The following is an 18,544-nucleotide window of genomic DNA, read 5'->3' as shown; positions in this document are numbered from 1 at the left end:
CTCCCGTTCCCCGTGCGACCCTGAAAAGGGTTCAGGCCGCGACCGACGCGCCTACTCGTAGTCCTCGTACGTCGGGAGCCCCTCCTCGGGCGGGAACTCCTCGACAGGCACCGTCGTCTCGTCGCCGCTTTCCATGTCCTTCACCGTGTACTCGCCGTTCTCTAAGTCGCGCTCGCCGACGACGACCACGGTCTCGGCGTTGATCGAGTCGGCGTAGCCCAACTGCGCGCCGAACGAGCGGTCGGAGACGTCCTGTTCGACCACCACGTCGTCGCCGAGCGCGCGGAGGTCGCTCGCGAGCGCGGCCGCCTCGCCCCGCGTGTCGCCCACGCCGAGCACGTAGTAGTCGGTCGAGAGCTCCTCGTCCGGCCAGACCCCGGCGCGCTGGCAGAGCAGCTTGAGAGTGGCGTGGCCGGGGGCGACCCCGACCGCGGGGGTGGGCTGGCCGCCGAAGCTCTCGATGAGGTCGTCGTAGCGCCCGCCGCCGAAGACGGAGCGGGACACCTCGCCGGTGGAGTCGAAGCACTCGAAGACGACCCCGGTGTAGTAGTCGAGCCCGCGGGCGGTCGTCAGGGACACGTCGCAGAACTCGCCCGCACCGAAGTCGGCGGCGGCGGCGAGGACGTTCCGGAGGTTCTCGACCGCGGCCTCGACCGACTCGTCGCCCGCCTCGGCGACCGCGTCGAGGTCGTCGACGGTCTCCACCCCCGCGATGAGGTCGTCGAAGTCGCGCGCGGTGTCGCGGGCGAGGCCCGCGTCGGAGAGCAGTCCGACGTACTCGGCGTCGTCGACCTTCGCGCGCTTGTCGACCGCGCGGATCGCGGCGGCGGTGTCGACCGCGTCGGGGTCGGCGGCGAGCGACCGGACGAGACCGCCGAGGATGTCGCGGTGCGAGACGCGGAACTCGAAGTCGTCGCCGGTGAGTCCGAGGTCGGTCAGGGCGTCGGCGGCGGTCGCGAGCACCTCGGCGTCGGCCTCGGGCGCCGACGAGCCGAACACGTCGATGTTCGTCTGGTAGAACTCGCGGAACCGGCCCTGCTGGACCTGCTCGTAGCGCCAGAACGGGCGGGTGGAGACCCACTTGATCGGCTTCGACAGCTCCTGGCCCTTCTCGACGACCATCCGCGCGACCGTCGGCGTGAGCTCCGGCGTCATCGAGACGCCGCGGCCGCCCTTGTCGTCGAAGGCGTACAGCTCCTCGACGATCTCCTCGCCGGATTTGTCCACGTACATCTCCGTCCGCTCTAGCGCGGGCGTCGCGATCTCGCGGAAGCCGTGGCGGGCCGCCGCGTCCTCGATCGCGTCGGTCACCTCGCGGCGGGCGGACTGCTCGCCGGGGTAGAAGTCGCGGAAGCCTTTGAGGCCGTCGTACATGGACGCCGGTTCGGCGAGCGCCCGCTTGAAAGCATCCCTTCGGGGCGGGACAGCCGGGATCGGCGCGCGGTCGCGGCCGAGGGGCGGCGGCTCCGCGGGCCGTCTACTCGCGCTGGTACTCCTTCTGGAATCCGCGGAACTCGGTCCGGTGGGCCTCCTCGTCCGAGAGCAGCGTCACGGCGAGGTCCTCGGTCACCGGGTCGTCCGCCGCCTCCGCGGCGTCGATCAGGTCGCGGTACGTCGCGATCGCGTCCTCCTCGGCGTCGAGCACGCCGTTGATGACGGCCAACACGTCCGTCGAGTCCTCGGGCGGCTGGAGCGACTCCTGCCCGGCGGTGAACTCGGCGGAGCCGGGCGGCCGCGCGTCGAGCTGTTTGAGCCGCTGCCCGAGCTGTTCGGCGTGGCCGAGCTCCTCCTGGACGTCCTGTTTGAGGCTCTCTTTGATCTCCTCGGCCCGGACGCCGTCGAGGACGATCGCGTTCGTCTGGTAGTTCATCACGGTCTCGATCTCGTCGGCGTACGCCGTCTTGAGCAGGTCGACGACTCGGTCGGATGACATGCCCGACGCTACGACCGCGGGGTCGAAAGGAGTTCCGGCGCTTCCGGGTCTGCGGGAGTCAGTCGGTCCGGCCGTGGACGTACGTCTGGTCGTGGTCCGGGAACACTTCTCCCACCGTGCCCTCGCCGTACTCGTCGGCGATGAGCGTCCGGAGCTCGTCCTCGTAGTCGGCCTTGGGGACCTCCTCGCTGGGTCCCTGCTGGACATCGAAGGTCGCCTCGACGAGCTGGTCAACGGCGTGGCGGCCGAACCCGGAGAGCGGGGAGATGTAGTCGATCCCGTTTCGGTCCTCGAGGCTCTGCGCCTGCGCCCGCGACACCGTGGGGACGCGGTCGTCGCGGCGGGTGCCGTCCGCGATGGCGTCGACGTCGAGCGCGGCGATGGTCTCGAGGGCGTGCTCGTGGACGCGCTGGATCCCGTTCCGGGGGTAGCCGTCCGCGACCATCGTCTCGGCGGCGCGCTCGGCCACTTCGCGGTCGAGGTCGGCCCGCTCGAACGGGAACCCGAGTTCGCCGGCCGCCCGCTCGGCGTGCTCCCAGTCGTCCGTGAGCCCGAAGCTCCCGGTGACACAGCGGACGTCGTAGAACCGGTCGAGCAGGTGGGCGGCCAGCGAGGAGTCTTTCCCCCCGCTGTACAGCAGCGCGAGCTCCATCTACCGGCGGCGGATGTCGAAGCTCTTCTGTTCGGGCTGGAGCTCTTTGAGCAGGTCGCGCATCTGGTCCTCGTCGATCTGTCCCTGAATGCGTCCGCTCTGCGCCAGCGCGGCGACCTGTTTCTTCACCTTCTCGCCGAACTGCGGCTTCGACATCTCGACCGCGTTGAGGCGCTGGCGGGCTCCGTCGGTGAGGTACTGTTTCAGCACCGCCTCCTGCTGGGCCTCGGCGCGCTCTTGGGCCTGCTGTTGGGCCTCCGCGGCGTCGCCCTCGCCGCCCTGTCGCTCGCGAAGCTCCTCCATCTTCTGTTCGCGCAGTTCTTCGAGCCGCTCGTCGTCTGGGTTACCGCTCATACGCACCCGTTCTCGGTCCGTGCGAAAAACCATTTCGGAGGTCGCGACCCGCGCGGAACGGCCGGAGCCGCCCGCAGAACCGTCGACGCCGACGGGGACGGTCCGCGTCGTTTAAACGGGCCCTCGGCGTAGCCGCGGGTAATGAGCGAGTCGCGGGAGTTCTGTCCGCGCTGCGGCGACCCGGTCCCCGAGCGGCGCGACCCCCTTCCGGGCGAGCCGCGCGGGCGAGACGCGCTGCTCTGCGACGACTGCTACTTCGAGGACTTCGACCTGGTCGACGCCCCCGACCGGATCGAGGTGTTGGTTTGTTCCGGCTGCGGCGCCGTCAGGCGCGGCGAGTCGTGGCGCGACGTCGGCGCGCGCGACTACACCGACGTCGCCGTCGACGAGGTCGCGGAGGCGCTCGGCGTCCACGTCGACGCCGAGGAGGTCGAGTGGGGCGTCGAGCCCGAGCAGGTCGACGAGAACACGGTCCGGATGCACTGCCGCTTCTCGGGCGTCGTCCGCGGGACCCTCCGCTCCGCGGAGGTGACGGTCCCCGTGAAGATATCACGGGGGACCTGCGACCGCTGCGGGCGCATCGCCGGCGGCTACTACGCCGGGATCGTTCAGGTCCGCGCGGACGAGCGCGACCTCACCCCGGCGGAGCGCGCCGAGGCGCTCGACATCGCGGAGTCGTACGTCGCCGACCAGGAGGCCGACGGCGACCGCGAGGCGTTCATCACCGAGGTGAACGAGACGGACGACGGGCCGGACATCAAGCTCTCCTCGAACCGGCTCGCGCAGAACGTGGCGACGCGGATCACCGAGTCGCTCGGCGGGAGCTTCGAGTCGTATCCGACGCTCGTCACCGAGGACGGCGACGGCAACGAGGTGTACCGGGTCACGTTCGCGGTGCGGCTCCCGAAGTACGCGGAGGGCGAGATCGTCGACCCCGAGGACGGCGACGGGCCGGTCCTCGTCACGGGCGTCTCGGGCCGTCTCCAGGGGATCCGGCTCGCGAGCGGCGCGGAGTACACGTCCGCGTTCGCGGACGCGGAGGCCCCCGACGCGACCCGGCTCGGGACCCGCGCGGACGCGACGGAGACCACCGTGGTGACCGTCGAAGACGAGAACGCGATCCAGGTGCTCGACCCCGTCACCTACGAGGCGAAGACCGTCCCGAACCCGGCGTTCGTCGACGGCGACGCCGACGTGGTCCTCGCGTTCGAACACGGCGGTGAGGTCCACCTCGTGCCCGACGACGAGGCGGAACGGACCGCGGAGTCGGCTCGGAGCGGCAACTGAGGGATCGCTGCGAGCCGGACCGAACGCGCTACGAGGACGGCTGGAGGGCCGTAGAACTGATCGTTCGTGAGACGGCGTCGCGAAAACCGTCGACGCGTCGGCATCCCCGACCGCGGGGGACACCGCTCAGTCGGCGCGGGCGGGCTGCTCGCGGCCGAGCGCGGCGGCGCGCTCGGACTCCGTTACCTCGATGCCGCGGCGTTCGAGTTGCTCGATGAATTCGGCCTCGCTGAGCCCTGCCTGTGCGGCCGCCTGCGACAGCGTCAGGGTTCGCGCACCGTACAGCGTCAGCGCACTCGACAGCCCGTTCGTGGCCATACATCCAGTAGTCGCGTGAGGGATTATGAAGGTTACTACTTCATTCAGGCCCCTGATACACCTTATACGATATATATTGACGAACGATCGGCTCGGAGGTGGTAATATGACGCACGCGTCGTCGTCGCTCGCCCGCAGGAGTTATACGCCTCTGCGGTCGAACGCCGATATGGACAGACAACAGCTCATGGCGTTGTTCTTCGCGTTTCTCATGGTGAGCTCCATGGTCGCGTACGGCGTCTCGCTGCTGTGACGGCCGCGTCTGGATAGCGCCTCGTCAGCCGTCGCCCCACACGTCCGACAGCGGGTGGTTCTGCCGTCGCTCCGCGTCCCGCTCGGAGCGGGTCCGGACCGACTCGTCGTCGGTCGTTCCGCTGTCGGCGGTCGCGTCCCCGTCGCCGACCGAGGAATCGCCGTCGGCAGGCGACGAGCGATCCGAACCCCTCGACCCACCCGAGCGGCGGCTCCGCCGCCGTCCGCTCCGCGCACCGTTCGCCGCCGACGCGTCGATACCCGCCAGCGCCGCGTCGGGGTCGAACGCCGGGAGCGACGGGGTCGTCATCGCGTCGACCTGATCGCGGAACCACGAGGGCGTGTCGGCCGCGGCGCGGTCGAAGAGGTCGAGCAGCGAGTCGTCGGCGAGGTACGTCGCGCCGTAGTCGTCCGGGGCGCGGACGACTCGCCCGCACGCTTGGATGACCGTGCGCAGCGCCGTCCGGTGGTACCACGCCCACTGCCCGTCCGCCAGCCGGCGGGCGACCCGCGAGTCGTTCGTGTTCCGGTACGGCGCCTTACACACCACCTGCCAGCGACAGAGGTCGCCCTTCAGGTCCAGCGCCTCCTCCATCTTCACCGAGACGAACACCTCCGGGTCCGCGCTCGCCTTCCACGCCTCCAGTTCGGCGTCGCGGTTCTGCCTGTCGTGCCGCCTGACCCGCGCGGCGACGCCGAACTCGCCGAGCCGCTCGGTGATCCGCTCGGCGATGTCGTACGAGTGCGCGTGGATCAGCCCCTTCTCGTCGGGGTGTTCCGCCATCAGCCGGACGATGAGCCGGGCGATCTTCGGCACCGTCTCGTCGCGGTTCTCGTACGTCATCGACCCCTGCGTCACGTCGTACAGCGGGCGGTTCGCGAGCGGGAACGTGTGCTCGACGTCAACGAGGGCGACGTCGGCGGGGTCGAGCCCGACGCCGCGGCAGAACGCCTCCTTCGAGAGGATGGTCGCCGACAGCAGCGCGAACCGGTTCCCCCGGTCCCAGACGGTGTGCCGGAGGTACCGGGCGGGGTCGAGCGGTTTGATATCGAGGGCCGACCCCTCGCCGCCCGGCTGGTCGACGACCCACGAGGTCGGGGACTCGATGTCGCGATAGTCCTCGAGGAACCAGCCCAGTTCGCTTATGAGCTCCTGGAGCCGGTCGCGCCGGGCGACCTCCTCGCGGTCGAGCTCGGGGCGGCCGACCAGCTCGTCTTTCGCCCGGATCGCCACGTCGCGGAGCGTCTCGACGAACCGCGCGGTCCGGTCGACCGCGTCCTCCTCGGGGCCGGCGTCGGCCGCGACGTCCGGGACGCCGACGTCGTCCCACACCGGGACGCGGTCGGGCGATATCTCGATCGTCGCGTACATCTCGGCCCACTCGGCGAGCCCGTGCGCCTCGTCTATCACGACGGCGTCGCGCTTCCGGAACACCTCGGAGCCGGCGGTGCGCATAAAGTACGCTAACGTCTGTGCCGCGAAGCGGTTGCCGGACGCGATGGCCCGGTCGGAGAAGTACGGGCAGCGGTGCCGGATCGAGCAGTCGAACCCCTGCTGGCGCGCGCAGGGCGCGCGGTTCACGGGCGTGTCGTGCTCGCCGGGGAGCACGCAGTCGTAGTTCGACTTCCCGCGGATCACCGCGAGGTCGTCGAGGAGGTCGTCGGCCTCGACGTCGTCGATCTGCGACACCTGCGGGGTGGTGTAGTAGGCGCCGGTCGCCTCGCTGGGGGCCGCCTCGCCCGCGGTCTCGGCCGCGCCCATGATCGCCCGGGCGAGCAGCGACTTGCCGCTGCCCGTCGGCGCGCGCACTAACACGACGCGGTTACCGGCGGCGAACGCGTCGCGGATGTCGGCGAGGGCCTGCTCCTGCGCGCCGCGGAAGCTCGGGGCGGGGAACTCGGCGGGGATCCGGCTCGGGTCCACACGACGCCCTCGCGCGCTGTCGGAATTAAACCCTCGCTTGGGCGGCGACCACGGCCGCGGGACGCCGACGAGCGACGCCGGCCGCCCCCCGACGACGGGGCGCCAGTCGCGCCCGACCCCACCACCTATTTCCCCGTCGCCCGCGGTGAGGGAAGCGATGAGCGACGACGGGATCCTCGGGTCGCTGTCCGCGGTCGGCCTGTTGAGCCTCTGTTGTATCGGGTTCGGCGGGGTAGCCGGCGGGGCGGCGCTGGTCGGCGGCTCCGCGTCGGTGAGCGCGTTCGCGACGGGCGCGAACAGCGCCCGCGGCGCGCTGATCTCCGGGGTCGTCACGTTCGGGACGGTCCTCGTCGCCGCCGCGGTGATCCGGTGGCGGCTGAACCGGTGAGCGCGGCCGAGCCGTCCGAGGCTACTCCCGGCCGTGCCGCTCGATGTTCTCCCAGACGACGGCCATCAGCTCGCCGGTCTTCGCCACGAGGTCCTCGACCGCGCCCTCGTCGGCCCCGGCCGCCGACGCGCAGCCGAGGTCGCGGATCGCCTTGGTGGCGGACACGTGGTGGACGTGGACGCGGTCGTCGCCGGCGCGTTCGTACACGACCGTGGTACAGGGGAGCATACCGGCGAGCGTCGGGTCGATCCGCAGCGCGTCGGACGCGATCTCGGGGTGACAGACGACGATCAGCGCGGTCCGCTCGGCGTCGTCGTGGCCGAGCATCCCCTCGATCATCTCGTCGAGCCGCGTGACGCGCACGGTCTCGAAGTCGGCGAGTTCGTGTTCGAGCTGGACGAACGGCACCGCGTCCTCGAAGGGGAGGTCGACGGTCGTGTGGAGCGCCTCGTCGGCGGTGGGGGCGGGGCGTGCGGCGTCGCTCATACGCCGTGGCTCGCGCGCCGCCAGCTAAAACCCGGACGCCGTCTCAACACCTGCCGCTACCTCGAACGGTGGCCGATCGGTCCGGCGGAGGCGGAGCGATGCGTCGACCGACGGAGGCGGAGCGATGCGTCGACCGACGGAGGCGGAGCGATGCGTCGACCGACGGCGGGCGGTCGAGTACGGCCGGTACTGATCGGGTTCGGTCGCATCGAGAGAGAAATGCTCCGGCTGGGATTTGAACCCAGGTCATCACCGTGAGAGGGTGATATGATTGGCCGGACTACACCACCAGAGCACGTCTTTCGTCGCAATTGACGGTAGGAAAGACGATTGTAAAACAGTTCCGTTTCGACGCCGCCGTGCCCCGGTTTGTCGTGCCGAGCGGACCGACGGCGGCCGGTTCAGACGTCGACGGCGAACGGATTCGTCGCCCCCTCGCGGTCGCCCGCGGCCGCGGCGAGCGCCGCAAGGAGGTCGGCGACGCCGTCGAGGTCGGCGGTGTCGATCACCTCTACCGGCGTGTGCATGTAGCGGTTCGGGATCGAGACGTTGAGCGCGGGGGTCCCGCCGCGCACCGTGTAGAACGCGTCAGCGTCGGTCCCGGTCCGGGTGCCGGCCGCCTGGATCTGGACGTCGACGCCGGCGTCGGCGGCCGCGTCGCGCGCGAGGTCGACGAGGACCGGGTGGTTCGCGCTCCCGCGGCCGATCACCGGGCCGGCGCCGAGTTCGACCGGCCCGCGTCGCTCGCGGTCGACGTCCGGGTTGTCGGTCGCGTGGGTGACGTCGACCGCGACGAACGCGTCGACGTCGTCGAGGTCAACGCCGACCATTCGCGCACCTTGGAGCCCGACCTCCTCCTGAACGGTGGAGACCGCGTACACCGTCGCGTCGACGTCCGCCTCGGCGGCGCGCCGGAGCCCCTCCGCGGCCGCCCACGCGCCGGCCCGGTTGTCGACCCCCCGGGCGGCGATCCGGTCGCCGACGAGGTCGCGGAGCCCGGTCGAGAACGTGACCGGGTCGCCCACCTCGACGCGGTCGCGCGCCGCGTCGGCGTCGGCGGCGCCGATGTCGACGAACTGCCCGGCGATATCCTCGTACTCCTCGTCGCCGTCACGGAGGTGGATCGCGGTCTGGCCGATCACGCCCTGAACGGGTTCGTCGGCGTGGACCGTGACGTGCTGGCCCTTCGAGACCGTGCGGTCGGCGCCGCCGATCCGCCCGATCCGGAGGAAGCCGTCGTCGAGCACGTCCCGGACGATGAACCCGATCTCGTCGGCGTGGCCGGTGACGGCGACCGTCGGCGCGTCCGGGTCGCCCTCGTGGACCGCGACGGCGTTGCCGTACGAGTCGGTGTCGACCCGGTCCGCAAACGCGCGGACGTAGTCGGTCCAGACGCGCTGGGCGGCCGTCTCGAAGCCCGAGGGGCTCGGCGTCGCGAGGAGGTCGTCGAGGAACGCGCGGCGCGTGTCGTCCATGCTCGGTGGCTGTGGGGCGGCCGGGAAGAAAACGTCGGTGTCGGCGTTCGGCGCCGGGACCGCCGGCGAGTCCGCCGGGGCGCGGATCGGTCGACACAAGCGCTTTGAGTCGCCCGCACGTCCGGTCCGTATGGACATCCTCCGAAGCGTCCGGGCCGTCGCCGAGGCCGAGGGACCGGGCGTCGTCGACTGGGATCGGGCCGCGTCGGCCGCGAAGGAGGCCACGGACCCCGGATCGATCGCGATCTCCGACGCGGAGCGCGCGGGGTACGCCGCCGACGTTCGCGACGCCCGCTCGCGGCTCACCGAGGTCGCCGGGATCGAGTTCGACGTGCCCGACACCGTCGAGGTACAGAACCGCCACCACTGGATCGACGCGAGCGTCGGCACGTTCCGGCGCGTGATGGACCCGATCGAGGCGGCCGCGGCGGACCCCGGCGGACCCGACGGGACGTTCGACGCGACACCCGCGAAGCGCGGCCCCGCGTTCGCGCAGGACGTCAGCCGAGTCGCCAACACGGGGTCGATGGCGTTCGCCTTGGGCTTCCTCTCGCGGAACGTCCTCGGCCAGTACGACCCCCTCCTCCTCGCCGACGAGCCGGACGCCGACCACGGTCTCTACTTCGTTCACCCGAACATCGTCGCGGTCGCGAGCGCGCTCGACGTGGACTACCCCCGCTTCCGGCGGTGGATCGCGTTCCACGAGGTGACCCACGCCGCCGAGTTCGGCGCGGCCCCGTGGCTCCCAGAGTACCTCGAGTCGCGCGTCGAGCGCGGCGTCGAGGGGATGGTCGGCGGCGAAGGGGGCGTGAGTCGCGGGCTCGACCCCGACGCGTTCGCGGAGCTCCAGGCCGCGATGACGGCGGTCGAGGGGTACGCCGAGGTCCTGATGGACCGCGCGTTCGACGGCGAGTACGCGGACCTCCGGGCGAAGCTGGACGAGCGTCGAGGCGGGGGCGGCCCGGTGCGGCGGCTCGCCCAGCGCCTGCTGGGACTGGGCCTCAAGCGGCGGCAGTACGAGCGCGGGGCCGCGTTCTTCCGGCACGTCGCCGACGAGCGCGGCATCGAGGCCGCGGGCGCGGTGTGGGAGCGCGCCGAGAACCTCCCGACCGGCGACGAGCTGGACGACCCGGACGCGTGGATCGCCCGCGTCGACCCCTGAGCGGGAGTTGCCGCGTCGGGCCGGCCGGCGTCACTCCAGTTCGTACTCGCGTGCTCTGTTCTCGCCGGACCGGTCGGATAACCCGGCGGACGTTCGCTCGAACCGCTCGTCGAGGTCTTCGGTCGCGAGCAGCCGGTCGAGCCGCCGCTCGAACTCCGCCTCGTCGATCTCGCCGTTCGCGTAGCGTTCCCGCAGCGCCGCCACGGGCCGTTCGGCGGAAGGAGACGCCGATCCTGCGTCGGCATCGTCCGCGGCGACGAGCGGGAAGTCCCCGCCGAGCACCACCACCAGCGGGATCAGGATGAAGAAGCCGGTGATGAAAATCGCCGGTCCGAGCGGCGCCACCGGGCTCGGGAGGAGGACGGCGGACAGCGACGTGAGCCCGAACGAGAGGATCGCGATGAGACCGATCAGCCGCTTCTTCTCGAACGTGGGGAGGGCCATGCGCGACTGCTGTCGCCGAGGCGATAAAAACGTACTGCCGGAGTCGGTCGATTCCCTGCGGGCGACCGACGGCTATTCCTCGCGGGCGCACCCACGTGGATCCGTGCTCAGGTACGTGACGACGAACCCGGGGAAGGTCCGCGAGGCGGAGCGGTACCTCCCGGACGGCTCGGTGGAGCGACTCGACTTCGACTACACGGAGGTCCAGGCCGACGACCTCGGCCCGATCGCGGCCCAGGGGGCCCGGGAGGCGTACCGCCACGCCGACGCCCCGGTCCTCGTCGACGACGCGGGGCTGTTCGTCGAGGGGCTCGACGGGTTCCCGGGCCCGTACTCCTCGTACGTTGAGGAGACGCTCGGGATCGAGCGCGTCCACGAGGTCGCGAGCGAACTCGACGACCGCCGCGCCGCCTTCCGGTGTACGCTCGGCTACTGCGACGGCGAGGGGTTCGCCGCGAGCCCCGACCCCGTCGACCAAGGCGACCGCGACGCGGCCGCGGCGGCGGGACCGGACGCGGCGGGCGAGGGCGGGAGCGACGGCGAGGGCGGCGCGGCCGGAGCCGGCGCGGAGCCGCTCCCGGTCAAGCTGTTCGAGGGGTACGTCCCGGGCCGGATCGTCGCGCCGCGGGGCGACGGCGGCTTCGGCTACGACCCGATCTTCGAACACGACGGCGAGACGTTCGCGGAGATGGACACCGACCGGAAGAACGCGGTGTCGCACCGCGGGCGAGCCTTAGAGAAGTTCGCGGAGTGGTACGCGGACCGCTGAGGCTCGGTTTCGCTCCCCGGCGGCTCAGGCCGTGTCCGCGATCGCGTCGGTGAGGAGGTCGCAGCCGAGGTCGATCTCGCGTTCGGTGACGTCGAGCGGCGGGAGGATCCGGAGGACCTTGTGGCCGCACGCGAGCGTGAGGAGCCCGCGCTCGAACGCGTTCTCCACGACCGCGTCCCGGCGCTCCTTCGTGTCGAACTCGACAGCGAGCAGCAGTCCCTTCCCGCGGACGTCCGCGACGGGGTCGAGGTCGGCGTCGCGCAGCGTCTCCTTGAACTGCCGACCGCGGACGACGGCGTTGTCCATGAGGTTCGCCTCCTCGATGGCGTCGAGCGTGAGCGCGCCCTGCGCGGAGGCGATCAGGTCGCCGGCACCCCACGTCGAAGAGAGGCGGCCGCTCTCCTCGGGGAACACGTCGCTCCGGGAGACGGTCGCGCCCACGCGGAGCCCCTTGGCGCTCGTGATCACGTCGGGGTCGTACGCGTAGTGGTCCGAGCCCCACATCTCGCCGGTGCGGCCGACCCCGGACTGGATCTCGTCGGCGATGACCGTGATGTCGTGCTCGTCGGCGAGCGCCGCGATCTCGTCGGTGAACGCGTCCGAGGGGAAGCGGTAGCCGCCCTCGCCCTGGATCGGTTCGAGGATGAGGTAGGCCACGTCGTCCGGGTGGACGTTCCCGCGCTCCGGGTCGAGCTTCCGGCGGAGCCGGGAGACGCCGTCGGCGAAGAAGCCGCACGAGCAGGTCTCGGGCGAGCAGGTCCGGTCGTCGCAGTACGGCACGTCCATCACGCCGCTGACCTCGGGGAAGTCGCGGCGGTACACGGACTTCGAGCGGTTGAGCGAGAGCGCGCCGAGCGTCCGCCCGTGGAACGCCCCGTCGAAGGTGATGGCGTACTTCGCGCCGTCCGAGGCGTCGTACGCGATCTTGATGGCGTTCTCGACCGCCTCGGCGCCGGAGTTCGAGAGGAAGACGGTGTCCATGTCGTAGTGGCTCGTCAGGTCCGTCAGGCGGTCCATGAGCCCGGAAGCCCCGGGGATCCCGTCGCCGGGTGAGGGGCCGCCCGCCGCGTAGAAGTCCTGCCCGGCGATCTTCAGCGGGTCGACAAGGTCGAACTCCGCGAGCCGGTCCATGATCAGCGGGTTGTTGTACCCGAGCGGCGCGGCGGCGACGTGGCTGGTGAAGTCCATGAGGACGTTGCCGTCGACGTCGGTACAGAACGGGCCCTCGGCGGGGGCGGTGCGGTCCCAGACGAACTCGTAGACGTAGGTGCTCGGCGCGGCCGACTCGTGGTGGTAATCGACCCACTCGCGAGCGCGCTCGCCCGGCAGGTCGGCGACGGCAGGCGTGGCGGTGTCGCGATCCATGCCTCCCGGTGGCACGCGGACGGAATAAATTCGTGGCGAACGCGCGAACGTTGGAGAAATCTCTAACTCTTGTTCGCCAGACGGCGCCTGAGACGGCGACCGGATCCGTCGGCGCAGTTGTACGGAGCGCCGCTCGGTGGGACGGGCCGTCGACCGTTGTGTGAGACTCAACACCAAGATACGTTAGATTTTTATAGAATCGCAACCCTATAATTAGATGAGTTCGAGGTGGTCAGCGATGCCCATGCTCGAGCCAGCGAACACGTGGACACAGGGACTCGACTTCCCGAGCAGACTGTTCGAATCCGGTAGCAACGACTACGAACTGTACGAGGAGGACGGCGAGTTCGTCCTGTCGGTCGAGCTTCCGGGGTTCGACCCGTCGGAGATCACCGCCTCGTGGAACGACGGCGTGCTTAACGTCGCCGGCGAACACGAGGACGAACACCGCGGGACCCGGCGGACGTACCACCGTCGGTTCCGCTTCCCGAAGGCGATCAACGAGGACGGTATCGAGGCCGAATACCGGAACGGCATCCTGACGGTGCGGCTCCCCGTGACCGTCGAGAGCGCCGTCAGCGGCACGGAGATCGAGATCGAGAGCTGACGCCGCCGCGCTCGGCCCGCGACCCTCGGTCTCCGAGCCCCGTAGTCGCGACGGACCGGCATCGCGCCGGGCCCCCTCCCCGCGAGTTCCGTTCCCTCGTTGTTCCGAACGCGCTCCCGTTCGTGCCGGAGCGACCGGTCGTCAAGTCGGTCGCGCCGACCCCGCACGCCTTTTACTGCCGCGCGCGACGGTCGACCCATGAACCGCGACGAGTTCGCCGCCAGCATCGACCACACCGTCCTCGGTCCGGAGACGACCTGGGACAACGTGCGGACCGTTCTCGACGAGGCCGCCGCGCACGGGATGAACGCGTGTATCCCGCCGTGCTACGTCGCCGAAGCGGCCGAGTATGAGGCAGAGCCCGCGGCGATCGCCACCGTGGTGGGGTTCCCGCACGGGCAACACGACCCGACGGTCAAGCGCGACGAGGCGGTCACGGCGTGGGAGGCGGGCGCGGACGAGGTCGACCTCGTGATCAACGTCGGCCGGCTGAAGGCCGGCGACGGCGGCGCGGTCGCCGACGAGCTCGCGGACGTCGTCGCGGCCGTGCCCGTCCCGGTGAAGGTGATCATCGAGACCGCCCTCCTCGACGACGCCGAGAAGCGCCGCGCGTGCGAGGCCGCGGTCGCCGCCGACGCCGACATGGTGAAGACGTCGACCGGGTTTGCCGACGGCGGCGCGACCGTCCCCGACGTGGAGCTGATGAGCGAGTACCTTCCCGTGAAGGCCTCCGGCGGCGTGGGCTCCTACGAGGAGGCGACGGCCATGCTCGACGCCGGCGCGGTGCGGATCGGCGCGTCGTCCGGCGTGGCTATCGTCGAGGGACACCCGGAGAGCGGGGAGTAACGCTCGTTCGTCGGTACGCAGTCGAAAGGTCGCCCTCGCGCTCGTTCGTCAATAGCGAGCCCGAAGCAGGGCTAACGTTCGTCCGACGACGGGGGGCGCCCGTCGCCGTCGGCGGCGAGCCCGTCACCGGACGGCGATCCGTCGGCGTCCCCGACGGTCCCGTTCCCGGCGTCGCGTCGCTGGTCGCCTCCGACCGCGTCGTCGCCCTCGGCCCCGTCGAGGCCGTCGGACTCCGCGCCCTCGATTTCCTCGGGGTCGACATCGACATCGAAGGCGGAGACCGACTCGGAGAGCGACTCGGCCTGTCCCCGGAGCCGGTCGGCGTTCTCCGCGATGGTGGCGACGGTCGCGGTCTGCTCCTCTGCGGCGGCGGACACCTGCTCGGAGCCGGCGGCGACCTCCCCGCTCACCTCGGCGACGTCCTCCACGCCCTCGACCGCGCGCTGCGTCGACCGCGCCTGGTCCTCGGCCGCCTCGCTGATCTCCTGAACGCCGTGGTTCGTCTCCTCGACGGCGTCGACGACCGCTTCGAGCGACGACGAGGCCTCGCGGACGGTGTCCGCCCCCTCGTCGATCCGCTCGTTTGTCTCGCGGATGTCATCGACCGTCGCGTCGGTCTCCTCGCGGACGGTCGCGATCTGCGACTCGATCTCGGCGGCGGCCTCCTGCGTCTCCTCCGCGAGCTCTTTCACCTCGTCGGCGACGACCGCGAAGCCCTCGCCGGCCTCGCCGGCGCGGGCGGCCTCGATCGAGGCGTTCAGCGCGAGGATGTTCGTCTGCTCGGCCACGTCGGTGATGAACTCCACCACCTCGTCGATCTCGTCCATGCGCTCGTCGAGCGCCTCCATCTGCTCGACCGCGGCCGCGGAGCGCGCCTCGATCGCGTCCATCTCGTCGAGCGCCTCCGAGGCGGCCTCGCGGCCGGACTCGCCGCGCTCCGCGGCGGCCTCGGCGGTCTCCGCGACGGACGCGGCGGACGAGGCGACCTCCTCGATGCTCGCGGAGAGGTCGCTCATCTCGTCGCTCACCTCGTCGAGGCGCTCGTCCTGACTGATCGCGCCGTCGGCGATCTCCTGAATCTGCTCGCTGACGGTCCCGCTCGCGGTCTCGACCTCGTCGGCGCCGGCCGCGAGCTCCGCGCTCGCGCCGTCGACCTCGCCGGCGAAGGCGGCGACCCGCGCGGTGGTCCGCTCCAGCTGGGCCACCATGTCGTTGAACTCCTCGGCGATCTCGCGCATCGCCTCGCGGTCCGCGTCCGGGTCCATCCGGCGCGTGAGGTCACCGTCCGCGACCGCGCCCATCACCTCGCTGTAGTCGGCCGCACGCGCCTCCATGTCGCGGGTGACGGCCTCCGCCTCCTCGCGGGCCGCCTCGGCCTCGTCGGCGGCGGTCTCGGCCTCGGCGATCCGGTCCCGGAGCGAGTCCCGCATCTCCCCGAAGCTCCTGAACAGGCGGCCGATCTCGTCGATCCGTCCGGTCGACAGGTCGACGTCGAGGTCCCCCGACTCGATCCGCTCGGCGCGGTTGCGGAGCCGCGAGAGCGGGAGCACCGTTCGAGTTCCGAGGACGGCGCCCACGACGCCCAGCGACGCGAGCGTGAGGAGGATGAGGAGCAGCACGGAGTTCCCCACGTCGTTGCGGACGGCGAACGCGGTCGACTGGTCGACGCTCGTGACGGCCACCCAGTCGGTGTCGGGAACGGAGGCGTACGCGTGGACCTGACCGTCGCCGATCCGCGTCGCGGTCGTGGCGTTGCCCTCCCGGATCGCCTCGACGCCGTCGGCGTGTTCCGCCTCGTCGACCGTGCCGTCGATGTCGAGGACGGTCTGCCCGGCGGCGTTGAGGATCATCGTCTCCTCCCCGGTGTCGCTGTTCTGGATGCGTTCGAGCTGCGGCTGGATGCGGGTGACCACGACGAGGTACCGGCCATCGGCCCGCGGCACCGAGCTGGCGAACGCCATCACCGGGCGATCGTTGAGTACGGGCGACCGGTACGAGCGGTCCGACCGCCAGACCCGGTCGTCCTCGCCGACCCCCTCGGGGACGTCCGCGTCGCTCCACGGCGCGTCGAGGTCGCTCGGCGCGCGCCCCTCTAAGGGGCGTTCGGTGCTGGCGACGACCCGGTCCTGCGCCGCGTCGACGAGGTGGATGCTAACGATGTCCTCGGAGAGCAGTTGGTCTTTCAACAGCACGTACGCCGGCGCGCGCCGGTCGGACCGGAGCGCGTCGGCCGCCGACATCGACCGCGTCTCGGTGCTCATCCGCTCGGTCCACGACCCGATCGCGTCGGCCTGGAGGCCGCCGGTCTCGGCGAGCTGCGTCGTCGCGTCCGACTCCACGGTCTGTTCGGTCTGGAGGTAGGTGAACGCGCCCCCGGCGACGACGACCGCCGCGACCACGAGGAACGCCAGCGCGAACTTCGCGGCGTACCGGCGGCGCACCGCGTTCGGGAGGAGCCGCCCGACCGCGCGCACGAGGCGCTCGAACGAGTCGGGTGCCATCAGTTCACCGCCTCCGGGTCCGTGGGGACCGACAGGTCGCCGGCGACGATCCGCTCGCCGGAGTCGACGATCGCGGCGCGCACGTCGTCGGGGATCACCGGCCCGAGCGTCGTACCGTAGACGAGCGCGACGCCGTCCTCGGCGAGCCCGAGCGCCGTCGTGGAGCCGGTGGCGAGGTCGTCGTCGATCGTCTCCTCGACGGCGTCGTACACCGCGGTGCCGACCCGCTTCACCATCGACGCGAGGATCACGTCGGCGTACCGCGGGTTGCTGCGCGACTGGTCGGAGTCGACGCCGATCGCGTACCGGCCGTACTCCTGGGCCGCCTGAAACACGCCGAGTCCGCTCCCGCCGGCCGCGTGGTACACCACGTCGGCCCCCTGTTCGAACATCTCCGCGGCGGCGGCGTACCCGCCCTCGGGGTCGTCGAACGCGCCGAGGTACGTTGACAGCACCGACACGTCCGCGGTCGCGTGGTCGACGCCGGCGCGGTAGCCGGCCTCGAACTTGCGGACGAGCGGCGAGTCGACGCCGCCGACGTAGCCGACGGTCCGCTCGTCGGGGACGGTCGACCCCGCGCCGACGGACACGTCGCGGTCCGTCACCAGCCCGGCGAGGTGGCCGGCCTGGAACGACCCCTCGTGTTCGCGGAACACGTAGCTCGCCACGTTGTCGCGGTCGACGACCGAGTCGACGATTGCGTACCGCTGGTCGGGGTGCTCGCCCGCGACCGTCGAGAGCGCGTCCGCCTGGAGGAAGCCGATACAGCAGATCAGGTCGTAGGCGGGGTCGGTCGACGACGAGAGGGCGTCCTGCGCGGTCTCGAACTCCGGGATCGAGGTCGGCTCCTCGTTCGCGAACGCCACGTCGTGATCGAGGCGCGCGCGCTGGATGCCCCGGTTCGCGGCGTCGTTGAACGACCGGTCGTCTAGCCCGCCGAGCGCGTAGATCATCCCGACCGTCGCGCTGGCGTCCGCCGCGTTCCGGATCGCGTCTCCCCCGTCGGCCTCGTCGTCCGCCGGTTCGTCGTTGCCGGTGTCTATCGACGCCGAACCGGGGGCCTCGTCGCCGAGGCACCCGGCCAGCGCGCCCGCCACAGCCCCCCCGAGACCGGCGGCGAGCCGCCGTCGAGAGAGCGTCGTGGGTCCCGTCTGCGTCATGTCGCACCGGTTTCGACCGAGGGCTAAAACGCCTCGGAGCAAATTATCAATGATAATAGTAAACCGCGCTCACAGCCCCGGCGGTCCGGTCACCACCGTTCCCCGAGGCTGAGAATCCAGTCGGACGGATTTATAACCTGAGCGCGTACGAAGGGGTATGAGCCACCAACCGGGATCGCGTGGATTCGACCTCGACGCGGCGTTCAAGACGTTCGGCGCGGTCGGGATCGCCATCTCCGCCGCGCTCATCGTGGCCGTGCTGGCGCTGACCGACCCGTTCGGCGAGTACGTCACCGCGTCGCCCGCCCTGCTCGGAACGCTGTTGTACGGCGCGCTCGTCGTCGCGGTCGGCTACACGACGTACGCCCTCCGTCGGCGCTGACGGTCGCCGCGCGCTCCCCGCCGGGAGACATAAACCGCTCGCCGGCGGAGCGTGACCCATGACCGACGAGCCGACCGACGCGGCGGTAGAGCGATTTCTCGACCGGGCGACGGCCGCCTTCGACGACTACGACGAGGGGTACGCCGACGCGGACGCGACGCTCGCGATGCTCCGTACCCACGTGGACGAGCTGTCGGCGAGCGTCGAGGATCAGGCGGACGGCGAGGAGTAGGGTGTGA

Annotated in this window: 21 protein-coding genes and 1 tRNA gene; 9 read left to right on the top strand and 13 right to left on the bottom strand. The window is 71.1% G+C overall.

All coding sequences use genetic code 11. The features are described from left to right. Nucleotides 1-51: 51 nt before the first annotated feature. From hisS to EXE47_RS01270, 4 genes are all read right to left on the bottom strand, one after another. Nucleotides 52-1,374: a histidine--tRNA ligase gene (gene hisS / locus EXE47_RS01285; RefSeq protein WP_049930508.1), complete on the bottom strand. Its 1,323-nt coding sequence runs from the start codon at nt 1,372-1,374 to the stop codon at nt 52-54. 103 nt (nt 1,375-1,477) lie between these two features. After that, nucleotides 1,478-1,933, bottom strand: coding sequence for a DUF892 family protein (locus tag EXE47_RS01280; RefSeq protein WP_049930507.1), 456 nt, complete (start codon nt 1,931-1,933; stop codon nt 1,478-1,480). A gap of 58 nt (nt 1,934-1,991) precedes the next feature. Further along, nucleotides 1,992-2,585, bottom strand: coding sequence for an alpha hydrolase (locus EXE47_RS01275; protein WP_089308278.1), 594 nt, complete (start codon nt 2,583-2,585; stop codon nt 1,992-1,994). Further along, nucleotides 2,586-2,939 carry a DNA-binding protein gene (locus EXE47_RS01270; protein WP_049930504.1) on the bottom strand — a complete coding sequence of 118 codons (354 nt, stop codon included), beginning with the start codon at nt 2,937-2,939 and terminating at the stop codon, nt 2,586-2,588. A 141-nt stretch (nt 2,940-3,080) separates the two neighbouring features. Here EXE47_RS01270 and EXE47_RS01265 point away from each other — a divergent pair, with 141 nt between their 5' ends. Continuing rightward, nucleotides 3,081-4,226 (top strand): 60S ribosomal export protein NMD3, encoded by a 1,146-nt coding sequence (locus EXE47_RS01265; RefSeq protein ID WP_049930503.1) that lies wholly within the window; start codon nt 3,081-3,083, stop codon nt 4,224-4,226. Nucleotides 4,227-4,352: 126 nt separating this feature from the next. Here the strand turns inward: EXE47_RS01265 and EXE47_RS01260 are convergent, their stop codons facing one another. Beyond that, a complete protein-coding gene (locus EXE47_RS01260) occupies nt 4,353-4,544 on the bottom strand; it encodes a UPF0175 family protein (RefSeq protein WP_017344020.1) in 192 nt (63 codons plus the stop codon). Nucleotides 4,545-4,650: 106 nt separating this feature from the next. Between EXE47_RS01260 and EXE47_RS18365 the strand changes: the two genes are divergently transcribed. Then, the gene (locus tag EXE47_RS18365; protein ID WP_155120030.1) at nt 4,651-4,797 is read left to right on the top strand and encodes a hypothetical protein; all 147 of its coding nucleotides are present in this window, start codon (nt 4,651-4,653) and stop codon (nt 4,795-4,797) included. A gap of 24 nt (nt 4,798-4,821) precedes the next feature. Here the strand turns inward: EXE47_RS18365 and EXE47_RS01255 are convergent, their stop codons facing one another. Then, nucleotides 4,822-6,720 (bottom strand): helicase C-terminal domain-containing protein, encoded by a 1,899-nt coding sequence (locus tag EXE47_RS01255; RefSeq protein WP_089308279.1) that lies wholly within the window; start codon nt 6,718-6,720, stop codon nt 4,822-4,824. A gap of 157 nt (nt 6,721-6,877) precedes the next feature. Here EXE47_RS01255 and EXE47_RS01250 point away from each other — a divergent pair, with 157 nt between their 5' ends. Then, nucleotides 6,878-7,108: a hypothetical protein gene (locus EXE47_RS01250; protein WP_049930499.1), complete on the top strand. Its 231-nt coding sequence runs from the start codon at nt 6,878-6,880 to the stop codon at nt 7,106-7,108. A gap of 21 nt (nt 7,109-7,129) precedes the next feature. Here EXE47_RS01250 and EXE47_RS01245 read toward each other — a convergent pair whose 3' ends face one another. The 3 genes from EXE47_RS01245 to EXE47_RS01235 form a co-directional block, all read right to left on the bottom strand. Continuing rightward, nucleotides 7,130-7,594 (bottom strand): DUF302 domain-containing protein, encoded by a 465-nt coding sequence (locus EXE47_RS01245; protein ID WP_086215672.1) that lies wholly within the window; start codon nt 7,592-7,594, stop codon nt 7,130-7,132. A gap of 220 nt (nt 7,595-7,814) precedes the next feature. Then, nucleotides 7,815-7,889 (bottom strand) — tRNA-Glu (locus tag EXE47_RS01240). A 106-nt stretch (nt 7,890-7,995) separates the two neighbouring features. Further along, entirely contained in the window at nt 7,996-9,069 is a 1,074-nt protein-coding gene (locus EXE47_RS01235; protein WP_089308280.1) for a M28 family peptidase, read from the bottom strand. A gap of 130 nt (nt 9,070-9,199) precedes the next feature. Here EXE47_RS01235 and EXE47_RS01230 point away from each other — a divergent pair, with 130 nt between their 5' ends. Continuing rightward, nucleotides 9,200-10,231, top strand: coding sequence for a zinc-dependent metalloprotease (locus EXE47_RS01230; RefSeq protein ID WP_086215679.1), 1,032 nt, complete (start codon nt 9,200-9,202; stop codon nt 10,229-10,231). 30 nt (nt 10,232-10,261) lie between these two features. Here EXE47_RS01230 and EXE47_RS01225 read toward each other — a convergent pair whose 3' ends face one another. Next, the gene (locus tag EXE47_RS01225; protein WP_089308281.1) at nt 10,262-10,675 is read right to left on the bottom strand and encodes an SHOCT domain-containing protein; all 414 of its coding nucleotides are present in this window, start codon (nt 10,673-10,675) and stop codon (nt 10,262-10,264) included. Nucleotides 10,676-10,778: 103 nt separating this feature from the next. Here EXE47_RS01225 and EXE47_RS01220 point away from each other — a divergent pair, with 103 nt between their 5' ends. Continuing rightward, nucleotides 10,779-11,444, top strand: a complete 666-nt coding sequence (locus EXE47_RS01220; protein ID WP_049930492.1) for a non-canonical purine NTP pyrophosphatase — start codon at nt 10,779-10,781, stop codon at nt 11,442-11,444. 24 nt (nt 11,445-11,468) lie between these two features. Here the strand turns inward: EXE47_RS01220 and EXE47_RS01215 are convergent, their stop codons facing one another. After that, entirely contained in the window at nt 11,469-12,809 is a 1,341-nt protein-coding gene (locus EXE47_RS01215; RefSeq protein ID WP_089308282.1) for an aminotransferase class III-fold pyridoxal phosphate-dependent enzyme, read from the bottom strand. 244 nt (nt 12,810-13,053) lie between these two features. Between EXE47_RS01215 and EXE47_RS01210 the strand changes: the two genes are divergently transcribed. After that, the gene (locus EXE47_RS01210; protein ID WP_089308410.1) at nt 13,054-13,416 is read left to right on the top strand and encodes an Hsp20/alpha crystallin family protein; all 363 of its coding nucleotides are present in this window, start codon (nt 13,054-13,056) and stop codon (nt 13,414-13,416) included. Nucleotides 13,417-13,614: 198 nt separating this feature from the next. Further along, the gene (gene deoC / locus EXE47_RS01205) at nt 13,615-14,262 is read left to right on the top strand and encodes a deoxyribose-phosphate aldolase (protein ID WP_089308283.1); all 648 of its coding nucleotides are present in this window, start codon (nt 13,615-13,617) and stop codon (nt 14,260-14,262) included. Between the two features lie 71 nt (nt 14,263-14,333). On the opposite strand, the gene EXE47_RS01200 is transcribed toward deoC, so the two are convergent. Next, nucleotides 14,334-16,763, bottom strand: a complete 2,430-nt coding sequence (locus EXE47_RS01200; RefSeq protein ID WP_089308284.1) for a methyl-accepting chemotaxis protein — start codon at nt 16,761-16,763, stop codon at nt 14,334-14,336. Then, nucleotides 16,763-17,923 (bottom strand): BMP family protein, encoded by a 1,161-nt coding sequence (locus EXE47_RS01195; RefSeq protein ID WP_089308285.1) that lies wholly within the window; start codon nt 17,921-17,923, stop codon nt 16,763-16,765. Before EXE47_RS01195 ends, EXE47_RS01200 begins: the two co-directional genes overlap by 1 nt. Before the next feature lie 157 nt (nt 17,924-18,080). Between EXE47_RS01195 and EXE47_RS01190 the strand changes: the two genes are divergently transcribed. Further along, the gene (locus EXE47_RS01190) at nt 18,081-18,305 is read left to right on the top strand and encodes a hypothetical protein (RefSeq protein ID WP_089308286.1); all 225 of its coding nucleotides are present in this window, start codon (nt 18,081-18,083) and stop codon (nt 18,303-18,305) included. Between the two features lie 58 nt (nt 18,306-18,363). Continuing rightward, a complete protein-coding gene (locus EXE47_RS18605; protein WP_167373077.1) occupies nt 18,364-18,537 on the top strand; it encodes a hypothetical protein in 174 nt (57 codons plus the stop codon). Nucleotides 18,538-18,544 lie beyond the last annotated feature (7 nt).

Origin of the sequence: Halorubrum sp. GN12_10-3_MGM, from assembly GCF_005435235.1 — an archaeon.
Classification (GTDB): domain Archaea; phylum Halobacteriota; class Halobacteria; order Halobacteriales; family Haloferacaceae; genus Halorubrum; species Halorubrum ezzemoulense.
The sequence above is the reverse complement of the archived record's forward strand: the minus strand, read 5'-3'. Positions and strand labels throughout refer to the sequence as shown.

What these genes read in the sequence shown, in the direction of transcription:
- EXE47_RS01210 (WP_089308410.1), top strand. Translation starts at nt 13,054, where the DNA reads ATGCTCGAGCCAGCGAACACGTGGACACAGGGACTCGACTTCCCGAGC.
- EXE47_RS01260 (WP_017344020.1), bottom strand. Translation starts at nt 4,544, where the DNA reads ATGGCCACGAACGGGCTGTCGAGTGCGCTGACGCTGTACGGTGCGCGA.
- EXE47_RS01190 (WP_089308286.1), top strand. Translation starts at nt 18,081, where the DNA reads ATGAGCCACCAACCGGGATCGCGTGGATTCGACCTCGACGCGGCGTTC.
- EXE47_RS01200 (WP_089308284.1), bottom strand. Translation starts at nt 16,763, where the DNA reads ATGGCACCCGACTCGTTCGAGCGCCTCGTGCGCGCGGTCGGGCGGCTC.
- EXE47_RS01250 (WP_049930499.1), top strand. Translation starts at nt 6,878, where the DNA reads ATGAGCGACGACGGGATCCTCGGGTCGCTGTCCGCGGTCGGCCTGTTG.
- EXE47_RS01245 (WP_086215672.1), bottom strand. Translation starts at nt 7,594, where the DNA reads ATGAGCGACGCCGCACGCCCCGCCCCCACCGCCGACGAGGCGCTCCAC.
- EXE47_RS01275 (WP_089308278.1), bottom strand. Translation starts at nt 2,585, where the DNA reads ATGGAGCTCGCGCTGCTGTACAGCGGGGGGAAAGACTCCTCGCTGGCC.
- EXE47_RS01195 (WP_089308285.1), bottom strand. Translation starts at nt 17,923, where the DNA reads ATGACGCAGACGGGACCCACGACGCTCTCTCGACGGCGGCTCGCCGCC.
- EXE47_RS01280 (WP_049930507.1), bottom strand. Translation starts at nt 1,933, where the DNA reads ATGTCATCCGACCGAGTCGTCGACCTGCTCAAGACGGCGTACGCCGAC.
- hisS (WP_049930508.1), bottom strand. Translation starts at nt 1,374, where the DNA reads ATGTACGACGGCCTCAAAGGCTTCCGCGACTTCTACCCCGGCGAGCAG.
- deoC (WP_089308283.1), top strand. Translation starts at nt 13,615, where the DNA reads ATGAACCGCGACGAGTTCGCCGCCAGCATCGACCACACCGTCCTCGGT.
- EXE47_RS01230 (WP_086215679.1), top strand. Translation starts at nt 9,200, where the DNA reads ATGGACATCCTCCGAAGCGTCCGGGCCGTCGCCGAGGCCGAGGGACCG.
- EXE47_RS01270 (WP_049930504.1), bottom strand. Translation starts at nt 2,939, where the DNA reads ATGAGCGGTAACCCAGACGACGAGCGGCTCGAAGAACTGCGCGAACAG.
- EXE47_RS18605 (WP_167373077.1), top strand. Translation starts at nt 18,364, where the DNA reads ATGACCGACGAGCCGACCGACGCGGCGGTAGAGCGATTTCTCGACCGG.
- EXE47_RS18365 (WP_155120030.1), top strand. Translation starts at nt 4,651, where the DNA reads ATGACGCACGCGTCGTCGTCGCTCGCCCGCAGGAGTTATACGCCTCTG.
- EXE47_RS01225 (WP_089308281.1), bottom strand. Translation starts at nt 10,675, where the DNA reads ATGGCCCTCCCCACGTTCGAGAAGAAGCGGCTGATCGGTCTCATCGCG.
- EXE47_RS01265 (WP_049930503.1), top strand. Translation starts at nt 3,081, where the DNA reads ATGAGCGAGTCGCGGGAGTTCTGTCCGCGCTGCGGCGACCCGGTCCCC.
- EXE47_RS01215 (WP_089308282.1), bottom strand. Translation starts at nt 12,809, where the DNA reads ATGGATCGCGACACCGCCACGCCTGCCGTCGCCGACCTGCCGGGCGAG.
- EXE47_RS01235 (WP_089308280.1), bottom strand. Translation starts at nt 9,069, where the DNA reads ATGGACGACACGCGCCGCGCGTTCCTCGACGACCTCCTCGCGACGCCG.